Below are 17788 nucleotides of genomic sequence, written 5' to 3' on the forward strand. Positions count from 1 at the left end.
TATGAAAAAGATTGGTTTTATCGGTTTAGGTAACATGGGCCTTCCAATGTCAAAAAATCTAGTTAAATCAGGTTACACAGTATATGGCGTGGACTTAAATAAAGAGGCGGAAGCGTCCTTTGAAAAAGAAGGCGGAATTATCGGTCTATCAATCTCAAAACTAGCAGAAACATGTGATGTAGTTTTTACAAGTTTACCTTCACCTCGCGCTGTTGAAGCGGTATATTTTGGAGCTGAAGGATTATTTGAAAATGGTCACTCGAATGTAGTTTTCATTGATACAAGTACGGTATCGCCGCAGTTAAACAAACAGTTAGAGGAAGCTGCAAAGGAAAAGAAAGTAGACTTTTTAGCAGCACCTGTGAGCGGTGGTGTAATCGGAGCCGAAAACCGTACATTAACGTTTATGGTTGGTGGATCAAAAGAGGTATATGAGAAAACGGAATCTATCATGGGCGTACTAGGCGCGAACATTTTCCACGTTAGTGAGCAGATTGATAGTGGTACAACTGTTAAGTTAATTAATAACTTATTAATTGGTTTTTATACAGCTGGTGTGAGTGAAGCTTTAACATTAGCGAAAAAGAACAATATGGATTTAGATAAAATGTTTGATATTTTAAATGTAAGTTACGGTCAAAGTAGAATTTATGAACGTAATTATAAAAGTTTTATAGCACCTGAAAACTATGAGCCAGGATTTACTGTGAACTTATTGAAGAAAGATTTAGGATTTGCAGTTGACTTAGCTAAGGAAAGCGAACTCCATTTACCGGTAAGCGAAATGTTATTAAACGTATATGACGAAGCGAGTCAAGCTGGATATGGTGAAAACGATATGGCTGCTTTATATAAGAAAGTTAGCGAGCAATTAATTTCTAATCAAAAATAAATTATACAAAGGAGAGAATACAATGATTACAACTGAAATTAAACGAGTAAAAAATCACATTAACGGTGAGTGGGTTGAATCGACAGGTACGGAAGTAGAAGCAGTTCCAAATCCAGCGACTGGAAAAATTATCGCTTACGTTCCACTATCTCCAAAAGAAGATGTTGAAAAAGCTGTTGAAGCGGCAAAAGCAGCATTCGAAACATGGTCTAAAGTACCAGTTCCAAATCGTTCAAGAAATTTATATAAATATTTACAGCTATTACAAGAAAACAAAGATGAGCTTGCAAAAATCATTACGCTAGAAAATGGTAAAACGCTAACGGATGCAACAGGTGAAGTACAGCGTGGTATTGAAGCGGTAGAACTTGCAACATCTACGCCAAATTTAATGATGGGTCAAGCACTTCCGAATATCGCTAGCGGAATTGATGGATCAATTTGGCGCTACCCAATCGGAGTTGTTGCTGGTATTACGCCGTTTAACTTCCCGATGATGATTCCGTTATGGATGTTCCCACTTGCAATTGCTTGCGGTAATACATTCGTATTAAAAACATCTGAAAGAACGCCACTTTTAGCGGAGCGACTTGTAGAATTATTCTATGAAGCAGGATTCCCAAAAGGCGTATTAAATTTAGTACAAGGCGGAAAAGATGTTGTAAATAGCATTTTAGAAAATAAAGATATTCAGGCTGTCTCGTTCGTTGGCTCTGAGCCGGTAGCACGTTACGTATATGAAACTGGTACGAAACACGGAAAACGTGTACAAGCGTTAGCAGGTGCGAAAAACCATGCGATTGTAATGCCAGATTGCAATCTTGAGAAAACAGTACAAGGTGTAATTGGATCTGCATTTGCAAGTAGTGGAGAGCGCTGCATGGCATGCTCAGTAGTAGCAGTAGTGGATGAAATTGCTGATGAATTCATTGATGTATTAGTAGCAGAAACGAAAAAATTAAAAGTAGGCGATGGCTTTAACGAAGAGAACTATGTTGGACCATTAATCCGTGAATCTCATAAAGAGCGCGTTTTAGGCTACATTAATAGCGGTGTAGCAGATGGGGCAACTTTATTAGTAGATGGCCGTAAAATTAATGAAGAAGTTGGAGAAGGTTACTTTGTAGGTGCGACAATCTTTGATGGTGTGAATCAAGAAATGAAAATTTGGCAAGATGAGATTTTTGCTCCAGTATTAAGCATTGTACGAGTTAAAGATTTAGAAGAAGGTATTAAACTAACAAATCAATCTAAATTTGCAAATGGTGCAGTTATTTATACGTCAAACGGTAAACATGCACAAACGTTCCGTGATAATATCGATGCTGGTATGATCGGTGTAAACGTAAACGTTCCAGCACCAATGGCATTCTTCGCATTTGCAGGAAATAAAGCGTCATTCTTTGGTGATTTAGGTACAAATGGTACAGATGGCGTTCAATTCTATACACGTAAAAAAGTTGTAACTGAGCGCTGGTTTTAATATAAAATAAACAGTCAAATTAGTTATTAAATGAAAACCACCACTATTAATAGTGGTGGTTTTCATCTTGTTAATTACTTTTTTCAAAAGCAAGTTTAATACCAAAACCAATTAAGACGACTCCCGTTAACCCTTGAATATAACGTTGCGTCTTCGGTTTTTTCATAAAAGCACTAATTTTATCAATTAAAAATATATAAAAAGCGAACCAAATGGCTGTTAAAACGAGGTAAGTAAGGCCCATTACGAGTAGTTGGATAAACGTATTATGATTTGGATTTAAAAATTGCGGTAAAAACGTTAAAAAGAATACTGCAACTTTAGGGTTTAATAAATTCGTAAGAAACCCTTGTCGAAAGCAAGAGGTGTGTTCATCTTCATTATTCAAAGATATATCGTTCGTATCAATGCCTTCTTTATTTCTTACTGCTAAAAGTGCTTTAATACCAATATAAATTAAATATAGAGCCCCAACGTACTTGAAAATAGAAAATAAAAGAGCTGACTTTACAATAAGTGCAGAAAGACCAATTACAGCAGCTAAAGTATGAATTAATAGTGCAACACATGTACCAAACACTGTTTTTACTCCGCCGACTTTACCAGCAACTAATGTATTTTTTGTAGCCATTGCTGTATCAGGACCAGGTAAAATAATAAGACAAATAGACATAATGATGAAAAGAAAATAATTTTCAATCATAGTCGCTCCTCCTTTTTTATTTTTAGAATATTTGATTAAAAATAGTGTAGCATATATTTGGATTTAATAAAATTAAATTTTATTAAAAATCATTAAATAAAAAAGGCTATATAGTAGCTGTAAGTACACTACTATATAGCTTCGATTTTATACTGCTATTTGCGGGTAGTAAGATTTTCACCGCACAAGATTTAGCTGAAGCAAAGAAGTTAGGTGGGGGATGAACGAGACACCCCCTCATGACAGTTTCATTTTATGCATTAAGTAAGTTAAAGAAACGATTCACATCTTCTTCTGAAACGTCACTTAACTGTTTATATTTATAATTCGGATTTTGATCTTTATCAACGACAACGGAGCGTACTCCTTCGAAGAAATCTTCATGTCTCATGAAATTTTTAGCAAGTATAAGGTCCGTAGCGAAACATTCTTTAACGGATTTATCTTTTCCATCAATAAACTGTTTTAATGTTACTTTTAGTGAAATAGGGGATTTTGATAACAGTGTTTCTTTCGTTTTTAGAGCAAAGGAACTTTCATCTTTCTCCAATGAATGGATGATTTCTTCAATTGTATCGAAAGCAAAATGTGAATTGATTACTTCTATTGAAGGAGCAAGCTCGCTTTCTAAGTTTGGAGCAGTTGCAAATGTACGAATAACTTCTTTTAAATTAGTATGTACATCATCTTCTTTATGCCAATTTACACTTTCAAGTTCAGTAAGAAACTTTGGTAATGAATCAGATGTCATAAAGTAATCAGCAGCATTAATAAATAATACGTCAGAAGCTTTTAAAATCGATGCTGTTAAAGCAACGAATCGTCCTGTATATCCAGGCGCTTTATTTAAGAAATATGCAGCTCCGACGTCTGGGAAGAAGCCGATATTCATCTCTGGCATTGCCCATTTCGTACGCTCAGTTACAATGCGATACTTCGCACCATTTGTAAGACCGACACCACCACCCATTACAATTCCATCTAAACAAGCAATAATCGGTTTTGTATATTGATAAATATATGTATCAATTTCATACTCTTCTTCAAAAAAACGTTCTGCATGTTGCAATGCCACTTCATTGGAATGCGCTTCATAAAGAGTTTTAATGTCGCCGCCTGCACAAAAACCTTTTGTGCCAGCTCCTTTTAACACGATAAGTGCAATACGCTCATCGTGTTCCCATTCTTTCAGTTTTTGTCCGATAGGCTGTAACATGTCATAAGATAAAGAATTAAGTGCTTTTGGACGGTTTAAAGTAATTGTCGCAACGCCGTTTTCACTAACAGAAAATAAAACGTGTTCAGTCATAATGCTTCCTCCCTTACATATCTTCTTATTCTTAATTCTTGATATGTACTGAAATGTCCTTTATAAATTTTGTCAAAAGTTGACGGTAAATATTAATTTGGTCACTGCATATTTTGACGAGTTATCTTTGCAGGATTTCAGAGACTGAGGGGGAATATTACAACATTACTGTAAGTGTAATTATTTGAAGTTATAATGATAAAAGCGCTATTATATAGGTGTGAAATGTTCATTATCAATTCTAAAAGTGTGTTTGAAGAAAAAATAAATCGTACAATTGTAATAAAAAATTTTACACTGAATTAGAAATAGAGAAAGGAGAAATCGGAATGCCAGGACCTTTACTATTGTCGGTTATTATTTTGTCTTTTTTAATGATAGGAATAACGCAGTATTTTCATCATACAGATACGACAGAAGAAGTGAAGGATAAAGTACGTCTCGTATTTCCGATTTTTATAATATCTATTTCATTCTGTATTTTATTAAATAAAGATGGGTACATTGTCGCAGTGTTCTCATTTTTCGTCGCAATCGTTTTAATTACCGTTTTATATTATGTAATGAAAGACTTTATACAAAAATAAAGATGTCATAATAGGCATTTTTATTTTGGGGAAAATATAAAATTTCACATACCGTATTTTATATAAAATACATAAAACATATAACAATAGAAAAGTGTGTACTTTGCTGTGTATGTACTTGTCAATCTTGCATAGCCACTATACTATTAAAATGTAGAGATTATAAAAAGGGGTTGTATCTATCATGAAATTTGAGATGCACACAAAAATTATTTCAAATGAAAAAGAAGTAAGATTACATATTGAAGAAAATATATTTCAATTAATATTGGATGGTTATCACTTATTTACAGTTCAAGAAATATTGCCTTTATATAAATCAAATGAAGAAAGAATTGGAAGTGCAACGATATTGAAGCTAGAGTGGGAGAACGGAAAAACTACAATAAACTATCAACTCGTTTCACTAAAATCAGTAAATTAAAAGGAGTAGAAAAATATGAAGTTATTTCATACAGCGGATTGGCATTTAGGTAAGCTTGTTCATGGCGTGTATATGACTGAAGACCAAAAGATTGTATTAGATCAGTTTGTACAGGCTGTTGAAGAAGAAAAACCAGATGCTGTAATTATTGCAGGGGATTTATATGATCGAGCAATTCCACCTACAGAAGCAGTAGACTTATTAAATGATGTGCTGCAAAAAATAGTTATTGATTTACAAACACCAGTTATTGCAGTAGCTGGTAATCATGATAGTCCGGATCGTATCCATTTTGGAAGTAGTTTAATGAAAAAACAGGGCTTACATATTGCAGGTCAATTTCAATTCCCGTATGAACCTGTTGTACTAAATGATGAATATGGAGAGGTTCACTTCCATCTAATACCGTATGCAGACCCAAGCATAGTGAGGCATGTGTTAAAAAATGAAGACGTACGTTCTCATGATGATGCGATGCGCATTTTTATGAATGAGCTCTCTGAAACGATGGATAAAGAAGCTAGACATGTATTTGTTGGACATGCATTTGTAACTTCTTCAGGAGAAGCGGAGGAGAATACAAGTGATGCAGAACGACCACTTTCAATTGGTGGTGCTGAATATGTAAATAGTCATTATTTTGATAAGTTTCATTACACAGCGCTTGGACATTTACATCAAGCGCATTTCGTACGTAATGAGACGATTCGATATTCAGGTTCACCACTTGCCTATTCAATTTCTGAAGAGAAACATAAAAAAGGTTATTACATTGTAGAACTGAATGAAACTGGTGAAGTAGTAATTGAAAAAAGGTTACTTTCACCACGTCGCAAAATGCGAACAGTAGAAGAGAAAATAGATGAATTATTACAGCACCCAGTAAGTGAAGATTACGTATTTGTAAAATTATTAGACGAAAACCCCGTCTTACAACCAATGGAGAAAATACGATCTGTATATCCAAATGCAATGCACGTTGAAAGAGCGATGCAAAGGCGAGAACTAACAGATACAAATGAAGTAACTGTTTCAAGACATAAAACGGATGATTTATCTCTTTTAAAGGCTTTCTATAAAGAAATGAAAGGGTTAGATTTATCAGAAGAGAAAGAACGCCTATTTATAGATGTATTACAAACAGTGCAAGAACGGGAAGGTGAACGAGGATGAGACCGATTCAGCTTATTATGACAGCATTCGGGCCATATAAACAGAAAGAAGTAATCGATTTTGAAGATCTTGGAGAACATCGTATTTTCGCTATTTCTGGGAATACAGGAGCTGGAAAAACAACGATTTTTGATGCGATTTGTTATGTGTTATATGGTGAGGCTAGTGGAGAAGAACGTAGTGATACGAGCATGCTTCGAAGTCAATTTGCTGATGATAATGTTTATACAAGTGTTGAACTAACCTTTCAGTTAAAAGGGAAACGCTATGAAATAAAACGACAACTTGGACATAAAAAACAAGGGAACAAGACGATCACAGGACATGCAGTAGAATTATATGAAGTAATTGATGAAGAGAAGGTTCCAGCCGTTGATCGTTTTCATGTAACGGATGTAAATAAAAAAGTAGAAGATTTAATTGGTTTAAGTAAACATCAATTTAGCCAAATTGTTATGTTACCCCAAGGGGAATTCCGAAAACTATTAACATCTGAGACGGAAAACAAAGAAGAGATCTTACGTCGTATTTTTAAAACGGATCGTTATAAGTTAATGCGTGAGTTACTTGACCAAAAACGAAAACAATGGAAAGACGTCTTACAAGAAAAGCAGAAAGAGCGAGAGTTATACTTCCGCAATGTTTTTAAATTACCAATCCGTGATGGAGCATTATTAGAGACTTTAGTGGAACAAGAACATGTAAATACGCATCAAGTAGTAGAAGCATTAGAACAAGAAACAGCTGTGTATAAGGCAGAGGTTGAGCAATTACAAGTAGAACAAGATGTTCAAACGAAGCAATTAAAAGATGCTGAAACACGTTTTCATGCAGCGAAATCTGTAAATGATAAATTTATAGATTTACAACAAAAGAATGAGAAATATAACACTTTACAAGAGAACCGTGCAGCAATTGAAAGGAAAGAAAAATTCTTTAAACGTGCGGAACAAGCAAAGCGCTTATTACCATTTGAACAATGGTATGAAGAAGCGATGCAAAATGAGCAGAAAGCTGAAAGTTTGTTAAAACAGATAATTGTCAAACAAGAACAGATAATGAATAGTTTTGAACTTGCTCAGGAGAAGTATGAAGTAGTAAAGAATAAAGAAGCTGAACGAGAAGAGGCTAAAAAACTTGTTCAAAGATTAGAAGAGTTACAAGCGATTATTGCATCATTAGCTGAGAGAAAGTTGAATTTACAAAATGCCGAAATTCAAATAGGGAAATTAAAAGAAAGTATGCAAAAGTTGGATCAACAACTAGAAGAACATACAAACCAAAAACAGAGAATGTCTGATGAAATGCAGCAATTAGAACAAGCACTTGAGCAATATGTAGCTAAAGTGGAAGAACTAACGAATATGCGAGAAGATGCAAAAGTTTTAAAGCAAGCATATGATGTTTGGCAAGAAAAACAAAAATTCGAGCAAGAAAAAGAAGCGGCAAATAATAAAATGCAAGTGGCAGTTCGTGCATATGAAAACATGGAGCGCCGCTGGTTAAGTGAACAAGCTGGTATATTAGCTCGTCATTTACATGACGGTGAATCTTGTCCGGTATGTGGTAGTACGAATCATCCTCAAAAAGCTACAGAGCAAAGTAATGCGATCGATGAAAAAGAGTTAAACGATTTAAGAGATAAGAAGAACATTGCTGAAAAATTCCATGTGCAAGTAGAGGAGAAATGGAATTTCTATCGACTACAATATGAACAAGTGATAGAAGAAGTTGTGAAGCGTGGCTATAACTCCGAAAAATTAGTTGAAACATATAGTGCACTTGTTCAAAAAGGAAAACAATTAGCAGCAGACGTTAATACGTTAAAAGCAAGTGAAGAAACACGTAAGCAGATTGCTGCGAACATGAAAAGCGTAGAAGAAAAAATAGAAGAACTTCAGAAACAAAAACGAGAAGTGGAAACAATGCAGCACCGTACAGAAATCGAGTGTATGCAACTTCGTACGTCATATGAACATGATAAACGAAATATTCCAGAAAACTTACAAACAGTACAAGCTTGGAAAGCACAGTTTAATCAAGCTATGCAGGAACTTAGGTTAATGGAGGACGAATGGAAGAAAGTCCAGGAAGCGTATCAGCATAGGCAAAATGAAAATATACGTATTCAAGCTGAACAAAAAGGTGCTTCTAATCAATTTGAAAGTGCAAAATTAAAGAAAGAAGAGACTTTCGCACGCTTTATGAAAGAGCTAGAACAAAGCGGGTTTACAGATCAATTCACGTATAAAGAAGCCAAATTAAGCGATGCCGAGATGGAGATGTTACAAAAAGAAATTCAAGGTTATTATTCATCGCTTGAAGTACTTGCAAAACAAATTGAAGAGTTAAACTCAGAATTAAAAGATAAAGAGTATATGGATATTACATCTTTAGGTGAACACATAAAAGATCTAGAAATTAATCTCGATATAATTAAAGAAAAACGTCAACGTGCGCAAAATGCGGTAACATATATTTCTGATTTACATGAAAACATTAGACGTATTGACGAACAAATTCACGAGGAAGAAAAAGCCTTCCAAGAACTAGTTGATTTATATGAAGTAATGAAAGGTGATAACGAAAGTCGTATATCATTTGAACGTTACATCTTAATTGAGTATTTAGAACAAATTGTTCAAATCGCAAACGAACGACTACGTAAATTATCAAATGGACAATTTTATTTAAAACGAAGTGAGCGAGTTGAAAAAAGAAACCGCCAAAGTGGATTAGGTTTAGATGTGTACGATGCATACACTGGCCAAACGCGCGATGTAAAAACATTATCCGGCGGAGAGAAATTTAACGCATCACTTTGCCTAGCGCTAGGAATGGCAGATGTCATTCAAGCATATGAAGGCGGTATTTCCATCGAAACGATGTTCATCGATGAAGGGTTCGGTTCATTAGATGAAGAATCATTAACGAAAGCAGTAGATGCCTTAATTGACCTACAAAAATCAGGCCGATTTATCGGTGTCATTTCACACGTACAAGAGCTGAAAAACGCAATGCCAGCTGTATTAGAAGTAACGAAGCAGAAAGATGGATGTAGTCAGACTAGGTTTGTGGTGAAGTAAGCTTAGAGAATGTAGTAGGGAATCTACCGATACTTTTAGTCTCGTATGTAATAAAATAAAACGTCGTCTCTTCATTGGAGACGACGTTTTATTTATATATCTATGAATTATCGGAAGAAGGCGGCGTATTCTCCAAACGATTATAAGCTTGAAAAGCTGAAATTGCCGATATAGCCCCGCCTACTAAAAATAAAGTCGATCCTCCAACTAAGATGATATGACTGACATATGTTTCCCGTGCTTCTTCGACTTCTTCTTGTAACGCTGTAGGCATATGAATTCCCCTTTATAAAAGTTGCTTTATTTCGCTATTTGCCGTGCAGTAAGACGCCCATCTCAAAATTCAGCGGAAGCAAAGAAATTATGAGGGGGGCAGGTTGCCCGTAAAAGCACGATTGGTGAGGGCTGATTAAAGTTTTACTTTATAAATAGTATATACAAACGCCTAAAATGTGTTAAAATAACTGATGATTTTATGCAGTGAGTAATTAGATGAGTAGGATGCGAGTGGCTAAATAAATCTTCATCACAAATTTATGTGAACTTCACATAGAGCACATATTAACATTGTATTATGTATATGTACCAAATAAATAAATAAAGTGAATGTAAGTTCTGTTTTCAAAAATTTAAAATCCTTTTATTTCTATATAAAAGTTTTAATCAAGGGTTTTAAAAAATTTGGAAATAGATCTTATGAATATGGAATTCATATAAAAGGGGAATGTCTTATGACAACATATACGAGTGAAATGAGAAAAACTTTAGTTTCAGAAGAAGATGTAGATATTTTAAAAATTATGGCGCATCCAATCCGACTGCAAATTGTAAATGAATTAAGTACGAGAAAAACTTGTAATGTAACACAATTAACAGAGTTACTGAATATTCCGCAATCTACTGTTTCACAACATTTATCAAAAATGAAGGGTAAAGTGTTACGAGCAGAGAGAAGAGGTTTAGAAATTTATTATCATATTAACAATTTAAAAGCGAGTAAGATTGTTAATGTTTTAGGGTATATAAACTAGTGAAATATTTTTATATAAAATAGCCCCTGCTGTTGAGCAGGGGCTATTTTGTGTTGTTTTATGTATTTGTATTTAAAACTTTATAGTTTTTATGATTTACAATTGTTCGATCAAATTCAAAAGTACCACCGCTTACATTTGTAATTTCAACTAAGACCGATTCAGTATAAAGTTTTAATACAGATCCTGTAATCTTTAAATTATTTCGTTGAAAAAGTATAGTATCCCCTATGTTTGCTTTCATAGTACCTCCTCATTAAAGACAGAAATTTTTTTATTATATATATTAAACCACGGATAGATATATTAGTGAATATTTAGTTTGATTTATCAAAAAAATATTTGTTGTCTATGTGTGCAGAATTAAAAGAGGTTTTAACAAGACGTATTAAAAATGCTTTCATTATGATGGAATTTGTTTGTTAAATCTTCACATTTTAATAAACAATTATGAGCGTATAAAGAAAGTCAGGATTTTGAATTGACTTAATAAAACCGTTTCTTTAATAAATAGTTTTTTGTATTTCGTCCTTCATTTTCTGTAACTGATTCCATGTTTTTGACGCTCTATCTTGTAAGTGCTTACATAAATGAAAACATCTTATACAATGAAGGTGTCAAATCAAAAGAGGTGACCAAAATGAACATAAAAAAATTAAATTTAGCGAATAGCATTGAAATAGAAAGAGGGGGCGGAAAGATATGAAAAAATCAACTGTTAATCCATGGCTTGTTGTCCTTGGCACAGTTATAGTACAGATGGGGCTTGGGACGATATATACATGGAGTTTATTCAATCAGCCTTTAGTTAGTAAATATGGTTGGAGTCTTAACGCTGTTGCGATAACTTTCTCAATTACTAGTCTTTCTTTAGCATTTTCAACTTTATTTGCGAGTAAATTGCAAGAAAAATGGGGACTTCGTAAACTTATTATGATAGCTGGATTAGCATTAGGACTAGGATTAATACTTAGTTCACAAGCATCCTCACTAATATTATTTTATGTACTAGCGGGAGTTGTTGTAGGTTATGCAGATGGTACAGCATATATCACTTCACTATCAAATTTAATAAAGTGGTTTCCAGAGCGTAAAGGTTTAATTGCTGGTATTTCTGTCTCTGCATATGGTTCAGGTAGCTTAATCTTTAAATACGTTAACGCACAGTTGATTGAATCAGTTGGTGTATCCCAAGCATTTATATACTGGGGTTTAATTGTTACAGCTATGATTGTAATTGGTGCTTGTTTAATCCATCAAGCTGCAGATCAAGGAGCAGTTCATGAAACAAAAACTAAGGAATACACAACGAAAGAAATGTTAGGCACAAAACAAGTATACTTATTATTTATCATGTTATTTACATCATGTATGAGTGGCTTATACTTAATTGGTATGGTAAAAGACATTGGTGTTCAACTTGTAGGACTTAGCGCAGCAACAGCAGCTAATGCGGTGGCTATGGTTGCAATCTTCAATACATTAGGTCGTATCATTTTAGGACCATTATCGGATAAAATTGGGCGTTTAAAAATCGTTACTAGTACTTTTGTTGTTATGGCGAGTTCAGTCTTAGTTCTAAGTTTTGTAGATTTAAATTATGGTATTTACTTCGTATGTGTAGCAAGTGTAGCGTTTTGCTTTGGTGGAAATATCACTATTTTCCCAGCTATTGTTGGTGATTTCTTCGGTATGAAAAACCATAGTAAGAACTACGGAATTGTGTATCAAGGGTTTGGATTTGGGGCGCTTGCAGGTTCCTTTATCGGTGCACTTCTAGGTGGATTCAAACCAACGTTCATGGTAATAGGTGTATTATGTGTCGTGTCATTCATTATCGCAATTTTAATTCAAGCACCTAAGCAGAAAAAAGAAAAAGAAGAAGAGTATCGCAGCGTAGCATAAGTATACAAATCTTCTATAACACTATGATTACGAAAAAGCATCCTATTCTATTAATTAGGATGCTTTTTTTATGAGTTATTTTAACAAGGTTAAATTACTTTTGGGATTTTTATAGATGTAAAAGTGAGTGGAATACCCATTTGGAATATAATAAATTGATACATCGTATTCGAAATATATATTAAATCTTAAATGACAAAAAAGACATTCATTAGTATTTGTAAGATATATTTTCAGAAAAATATTGAGAAAATATATACTTGAGTTTTTCATAAAGCATTGTAAATGAACGTATCTCTAGTTTAGTTTCTTCAATTTTAAAAAGAGGACTTTGAATTTTATTTATAATATAAGTACTTTTAATGCGTTTACATATGATTTTATTAAGAAGCATTAAAATGGTTTATCTGAAAAATAAAAAAAGATTGACAAGTTTATTGAGAAACATTATCATTTCGGTGTAAGATGGTAAATGAAAAACATTATCAATAAAATGGATTTTAAAGTAATGCGCACTTGACCAATTAGTTTAGTAAGTGTATTATTTTTTACAACACAACTGATAATGAAAATCAATATCATCGGTGTTACCTAATGAAATTAATGTTTATGTGAAAGGATAGAGAAAATGAACTTAGGGGAATTTGATGGGCAAACAGTTTTAGTAACAGGTGCAGCACAAGGCATAGGCAGTGTCGTTGCCAAAATGTTTTTAGAAAGAGGAGCCAAAGTTATTGCGGTTGATCAAAATGAAGAGGGGTTAAATGTACTCTTAAATCAAAATGAATTAAATAATACACGTATGAAAACGTTTCGTTTAGATGTGAGTGATAGCGCCGCTGTTGAAGACATGGTAAATCATATTACAAATGAAATAGCGCCAATAGATATTTTAATAAATGTTGCAGGGGTTTTACGTATGGGACCAATTCATTCGTTAAGTGATGAAGATTGGAATAAAACATTCTCTGTAAATACGACAGGGGTTTTCAATATGTCCCGAGCGGTAAGTAAAAATATGATGTTAAGAAAATCGGGGGCAATTGTTACAGTCGGTTCAAATGCGGCAAATACGCCAAGAATGGAGATGGCTGCGTATGCTGCGTCAAAGGCCGCAACGACGATGTTTATGAAATGTTTAGGACTAGAGCTTGCGGCATACAATATACGCTGCAACTTAGTTTCTCCAGGTTCTACTGAAACTGAGATGCAAAGATTACTATGGGCTGATGAGAATGGAGCTAAAAATATAATTGCTGGTTCTCAAAATACATATAGACTCGGAATTCCATTACAAAAAATTGCACAACCTTCAGAAGTTGCTGAAGCAGTGTTATTTTTAGCCTCAGATAGAGCGAGTCATATTACAATGCAAAATTTATGTGTCGATGGCGGTGCTACGTTAGGAGTTTAATAAAAATTCAGGAGGTTATTATATTATGAATGAACATATAGCTGTAAAGGAATTGTCAGAAAAACTTTTAGATGATTATAAGACTGAATCTTCATTCTTTTTCGCTTCACCAACTCGAACGATATTAACAGAAGGAGAGTTTACTACAGTAAAGCATCGTGAAATTGAAAGTTTCCCAGAGCTTGTGCAAACGACATTAAGTAATGCGAAACAAGCTGGAAATCCAAATCCTATCGTTGTGGGTGCTTTGCCATTTGATCGTAGAAAAGAAGTCCAACTCATCGTACCAGAATATAGCAGAATTTCTGAGCGGTTACAATTGGATACAACAAATCAGCTTGAAACAAATGAGAACGCAACATTTGAAATGACGCCAATGCCAGACCCTGAAGTTTATATGAATGGTGTGAAGCAAGGAATTGAAAAAATACAGGACGGTGATTTAAAGAAAATCGTTCTATCCAGATCGTTAGATGTTAAATCTTCCGAAAAGATTGATAAGCAAAAACTTCTGCGAGAATTAGCAGAGCATAATAAGCATGGTTATACATTTGCTGTGAATTTACCGAAAGATGAAAAGGAGAACAGTAAAACGCTAATTGGAGCAAGCCCTGAATTACTTATTTCACGTAATGGTATGCAAGTTATTTCTAACCCGTTAGCTGGTTCAAGGCCACGTAGTGAGGACCCAGTAGAAGATAAAAGAAGAGCAGAGGAATTACTTTCTTCTCCAAAAGATTTACATGAACATGCGGTAGTAGTGGAAGCGGTTGCCGCTGCACTTCGTCCGTATTGTCATACATTACATGTTCCAGAAAAGCCATCAGTTATTCATAGTGAAGCGATGTGGCATTTGTCTACAGAAGTGAAAGGTGAACTTAAGGATCCAAATACTTCTTCTTTACAATTAGCAATTGCCCTTCATCCTACGCCAGCAGTTTGCGGAACTCCGATGGAAAAAGCAAGAGAGGCTATACAGCATATTGAGCCATTTGACCGCGAGTTCTTTACAGGAATGCTAGGATGGAGCGATTTAAATGGAGATGGAGAATGGATTGTTACAATTCGTTGTGCTGAAGTACAAGAAAATACACTTCGTTTATATGCAGGAGCTGGAGTTGTTGCTGAGTCAAAACCAGAAGATGAGTTAGCAGAAACATCAGCTAAGTTCCAAACAATGCTAAAAGCTTTAAGGTTAAGAGATAGTTCACTTAATGAAAAATAGGGGGAAGAAAGAATGCTAGTAGGTTATACAGAATGGCCAAAAGAATTTGCCGATCGTTACCGAGAAGCAGGATGTTGGCTTGGTGAAACATTTGGAGGAGTGTTAAGAGAGCGAGCTGAGAAATATGGAAATCAAATCGCGGTTGTAAGCGGTAAGACGCATATAACGTACAGTGAACTTAATAAAAAGGTAGATCGTTTAGCAGCAGGTTTACTGAATTTAGGAATAAAGAAAGAGGACAGAGTTGTAATCCAGTTACCTAACATTATCGAGTTTTTCGAAATATGTTTTGCACTATTTAGAATTGGAGCGCTTCCTGTCTTTGCACTACCTTCACATCGAAGCAGTGAAATTAGTTATTTTTGTGAGTTTGGCGAGGCGAGCGCTTACGTTATTTCAGATAAGGCTCTCGGTTTTGATTATCGAAAACTAGCAAGAGAAGTGAAAGAGAAAGTGCCAAATTTACAACAAGTCATTGTAGTGGGAGAAGAAGAAGAATTTGTGAACATAAATGATCTGTATATGGATCCCGTCTCATTACCAGAAGTTCAGCCAAGTGATGTTGCGTTTCTCCAATTATCAGGAGGGACAACAGGACTTTCTAAATTAATTCCTCGAACGCATGATGATTATATTTATAGTTTACGTGTTAGCGCTGAAATTTGTAATTTAAGTGCAGAGAGTGTCTATATGGCCGTTCTTCCAGTAGCACATAATTACCCGATGAGCTCTCCTGGAACATTTGGAACTTTCTATGCAGGTGGAAAAGTTGTGCTGGGAACTGGGGGTAGTCCGGATGAGGCATTTGCACTTATCGAAAAAGAAAAAGTTACAATTACTGCTCTCGTACCGCCATTAGCAATGATATGGCTTGACGCTGCATCTTCTCGTAATGCTGATTTATCGAGTCTAGAGGTTATTCAAGTAGGTGGTGCTAAGTTTAGTGCTGAGGTTGCAAAACGTATACGCCCTACATTTGGATGTACGTTACAGCAAGTATTCGGTATGGCGGAAGGATTAGTGAACTATACAAGATTAGACGATCCGGAAGAAATTATTATTCATACACAAGGTAGACCAATGTCTGCACTCGATGAAGTACGAGTTGTTGATGAAAATGACAACGATGTAAAACCTGGCGAAGTAGGTAGTTTATTAACACGAGGTCCATATACAATTCGTGGTTACTATAAAGCCGAAGAGCATAATGCCCGATCATTTACAAAGGATGGGTTTTATCGCACAGGTGATCTTGTAAAAGTAAATGAACAAGGATACATCATTGTAGAAGGAAGAGATAAAGATCAAATTAACCGTGGTGGTGAGAAAGTTGCTGCGGAAGAAGTTGAAAATCATCTATTAGCACACGATGCGGTTCATGATGTAGCAATTGTATCTATGCCTGACGATTATTTAGGTGAACGCACCTGTGCTTTTGTTATAGCTCGCGGACAAGTTCCGGCAGTAAGTGAATTAAAAATGTTTTTAAGAGAACGTGGTATAGCGGCTTATAAAATTCCAGATCGAATTGAATTTATTGAATCATTCCCGCAAACAGGAGTCGGAAAAGTCAGCAAAAAGGAACTACGTAAAGTCATTGCTGAAAAACTTATTACAGTAAAACAATAATAAAAACCGGAAGGAAGTGATTAGATGGCTATCCCATCTATTTCAGTATATAAAATGCCAATTGAATCAGAACTACCAAAAAATAAAGTGAATTGGACACCAGATCCGAAACGTGCAGTGCTTTTAATTCATGACATGCAAGAATATTTTCTTGATGCATATAGCGATAAAGAATCACCAAAAGTAGAACTTATTTCAAATATTAAAATGATAAGAGAAAAATGTAAGGAACTTGGTATACCAGTTGTTTATACAGCACAACCTGGTGGGCAAACGTTAGAACAACGAGGTTTATTACAAGACTTTTGGGGTGACGGTATTCCTGCTGGACCAGATAAAAAGAAAATTGTTGATGAACTTACTCCTGATGAGGATGATATATTCCTAACAAAATGGAGATATAGTGCATTTAAAAAGACAAATCTATTAGAAATTTTAAATGAACAAGGAAAAGATCAACTGATTATTTGCGGTATTTATGCGCATATTGGCTGTCTTTTAACAGCTTGTGAAGCATTTATGGATGGTATAGAGCCGTTCTTTGTAGCAGATGCAGTTGCTGATTTTTCACTAGAGCATCATAAACAAGCATTGGAGTATGCATCTAATAGATGTGCAGTAACGACATCAACAAACCTACTGTTAAACGATTTACAAAGTGTAAAAGGTGATGAGAGTGAAGGAACCGCTATACAGGAAGTGCATGAACTAGTTGCACAACTACTTCGTGAGCCAGTAGAGAGTATTGATATTGATGAAGACTTATTAAATAGAGGGCTTGATTCGGTCAGAATTATGAGTTTAGTAGAAAAGTGGCGTCGTGAAGGGAAAGAAATCACTTTTGCAGATTTAGCAGAACGTCCAACTGTTGCAGGTTGGTACAGTTTACTATCTTCACAAACAGCACAGGTGCTGTAACAAATAGAC

Annotated in this window: 16 protein-coding genes; 12 read left to right on the plus strand and 4 right to left on the minus strand. The window is 34.9% G+C overall.

Annotated features, from left to right (window positions below; translation table 11 throughout):
- The first annotated feature begins 1 nt into the window (after position 1).
- On the plus strand, positions 2–892 hold the full coding sequence (locus BAQ53_RS10935) for an NAD(P)-dependent oxidoreductase (protein ID WP_000719411.1): 891 nt from the start codon (positions 2–4) through the stop codon (positions 890–892).
- A 22-nt stretch (positions 893–914) separates the two neighbouring features.
- Positions 915–2375: a CoA-acylating methylmalonate-semialdehyde dehydrogenase gene (locus tag BAQ53_RS10940; RefSeq protein WP_000633347.1), complete on the plus strand. Its 1461-nt coding sequence runs from the start codon at positions 915–917 to the stop codon at positions 2373–2375.
- A 70-nt stretch (positions 2376–2445) separates the two neighbouring features.
- Here BAQ53_RS10940 and BAQ53_RS10945 read toward each other — a convergent pair whose 3' ends face one another.
- Positions 2446–3078: a LysE family translocator gene (locus BAQ53_RS10945; RefSeq protein ID WP_000572334.1), complete on the minus strand. Its 633-nt coding sequence runs from the start codon at positions 3076–3078 to the stop codon at positions 2446–2448.
- 253 nt (positions 3079–3331) lie between these two features.
- On the minus strand, positions 3332–4387 hold the full coding sequence (locus tag BAQ53_RS10950) for an enoyl-CoA hydratase/isomerase family protein (protein WP_208906840.1): 1056 nt from the start codon (positions 4385–4387) through the stop codon (positions 3332–3334).
- A gap of 329 nt (positions 4388–4716) precedes the next feature.
- Here BAQ53_RS10950 and BAQ53_RS10955 point away from each other — a divergent pair, with 329 nt between their 5' ends.
- The 4 genes from BAQ53_RS10955 (at position 4717) to BAQ53_RS10970 (ending at position 9657) form a co-directional block, all read left to right on the plus strand.
- Positions 4717–4974, plus strand: coding sequence for a hypothetical protein (locus tag BAQ53_RS10955; RefSeq protein ID WP_001119404.1), 258 nt, complete (start codon positions 4717–4719; stop codon positions 4972–4974).
- Positions 4975–5158: 184 nt separating this feature from the next.
- Positions 5159–5398 (plus strand): DUF2584 family protein, encoded by a 240-nt coding sequence (locus tag BAQ53_RS10960; RefSeq protein ID WP_000667346.1) that lies wholly within the window; start codon positions 5159–5161, stop codon positions 5396–5398.
- A gap of 15 nt (positions 5399–5413) precedes the next feature.
- Entirely contained in the window at positions 5414–6571 is a 1158-nt protein-coding gene (locus BAQ53_RS10965; RefSeq protein ID WP_208906841.1) for an exonuclease SbcCD subunit D, read from the plus strand.
- Positions 6568–9657 (plus strand): AAA family ATPase, encoded by a 3090-nt coding sequence (locus BAQ53_RS10970; RefSeq protein ID WP_208906842.1) that lies wholly within the window; start codon positions 6568–6570, stop codon positions 9655–9657. The genes BAQ53_RS10965 and BAQ53_RS10970 overlap by 4 nt, the downstream gene beginning before the upstream one ends.
- Before the next feature lie 100 nt (positions 9658–9757).
- Here BAQ53_RS10970 and BAQ53_RS10975 read toward each other — a convergent pair whose 3' ends face one another.
- A complete protein-coding gene (locus BAQ53_RS10975) occupies positions 9758–9931 on the minus strand; it encodes a hypothetical protein (RefSeq protein WP_208906843.1) in 174 nt (57 codons plus the stop codon).
- Positions 9932–10388: 457 nt separating this feature from the next.
- Here BAQ53_RS10975 and BAQ53_RS10980 point away from each other — a divergent pair, with 457 nt between their 5' ends.
- Positions 10389–10688 carry an ArsR/SmtB family transcription factor gene (locus BAQ53_RS10980; protein ID WP_000214801.1) on the plus strand — a complete coding sequence of 100 codons (300 nt, stop codon included), beginning with the start codon at positions 10389–10391 and terminating at the stop codon, positions 10686–10688.
- Between the two features lie 58 nt (positions 10689–10746).
- On the opposite strand, the gene BAQ53_RS10985 is transcribed toward BAQ53_RS10980, so the two are convergent.
- Positions 10747–10932 carry a YkvS family protein gene (locus BAQ53_RS10985; protein WP_000646581.1) on the minus strand — a complete coding sequence of 62 codons (186 nt, stop codon included), beginning with the start codon at positions 10930–10932 and terminating at the stop codon, positions 10747–10749.
- A gap of 458 nt (positions 10933–11390) precedes the next feature.
- Between BAQ53_RS10985 and BAQ53_RS10990 the strand changes: the two genes are divergently transcribed.
- The 5 genes from BAQ53_RS10990 (at position 11391) to BAQ53_RS11010 (ending at position 17779) form a co-directional block, all read left to right on the plus strand.
- Complete coding sequence (locus tag BAQ53_RS10990) at positions 11391–12593, plus strand: L-lactate MFS transporter (RefSeq protein ID WP_000750122.1); 1203 nt, start codon at positions 11391–11393, stop codon at positions 12591–12593.
- A 628-nt stretch (positions 12594–13221) separates the two neighbouring features.
- Positions 13222–14007 (plus strand): 2,3-dihydro-2,3-dihydroxybenzoate dehydrogenase, encoded by a 786-nt coding sequence (gene dhbA, locus BAQ53_RS10995; protein WP_208906844.1) that lies wholly within the window; start codon positions 13222–13224, stop codon positions 14005–14007.
- A gap of 25 nt (positions 14008–14032) precedes the next feature.
- On the plus strand, positions 14033–15232 hold the full coding sequence (gene dhbC / locus BAQ53_RS11000) for an isochorismate synthase DhbC (RefSeq protein ID WP_202822686.1): 1200 nt from the start codon (positions 14033–14035) through the stop codon (positions 15230–15232).
- Positions 15233–15244: 12 nt separating this feature from the next.
- Complete coding sequence (locus tag BAQ53_RS11005) at positions 15245–16861, plus strand: (2,3-dihydroxybenzoyl)adenylate synthase (RefSeq protein ID WP_151522071.1); 1617 nt, start codon at positions 15245–15247, stop codon at positions 16859–16861.
- Positions 16862–16885: 24 nt separating this feature from the next.
- Positions 16886–17779, plus strand: a complete 894-nt coding sequence (locus BAQ53_RS11010; protein ID WP_151522070.1) for an isochorismatase family protein — start codon at positions 16886–16888, stop codon at positions 17777–17779.
- The last annotated feature ends 9 nt before the right edge of the window (positions 17780–17788 follow it).

Origin of the sequence: Bacillus sp. B25(2016b), assembly GCF_001679765.1 — a bacterium.
In the GTDB taxonomy this organism is placed as follows: domain Bacteria; phylum Bacillota; class Bacilli; order Bacillales; family Bacillaceae_G; genus Bacillus_A; species Bacillus_A thuringiensis_K.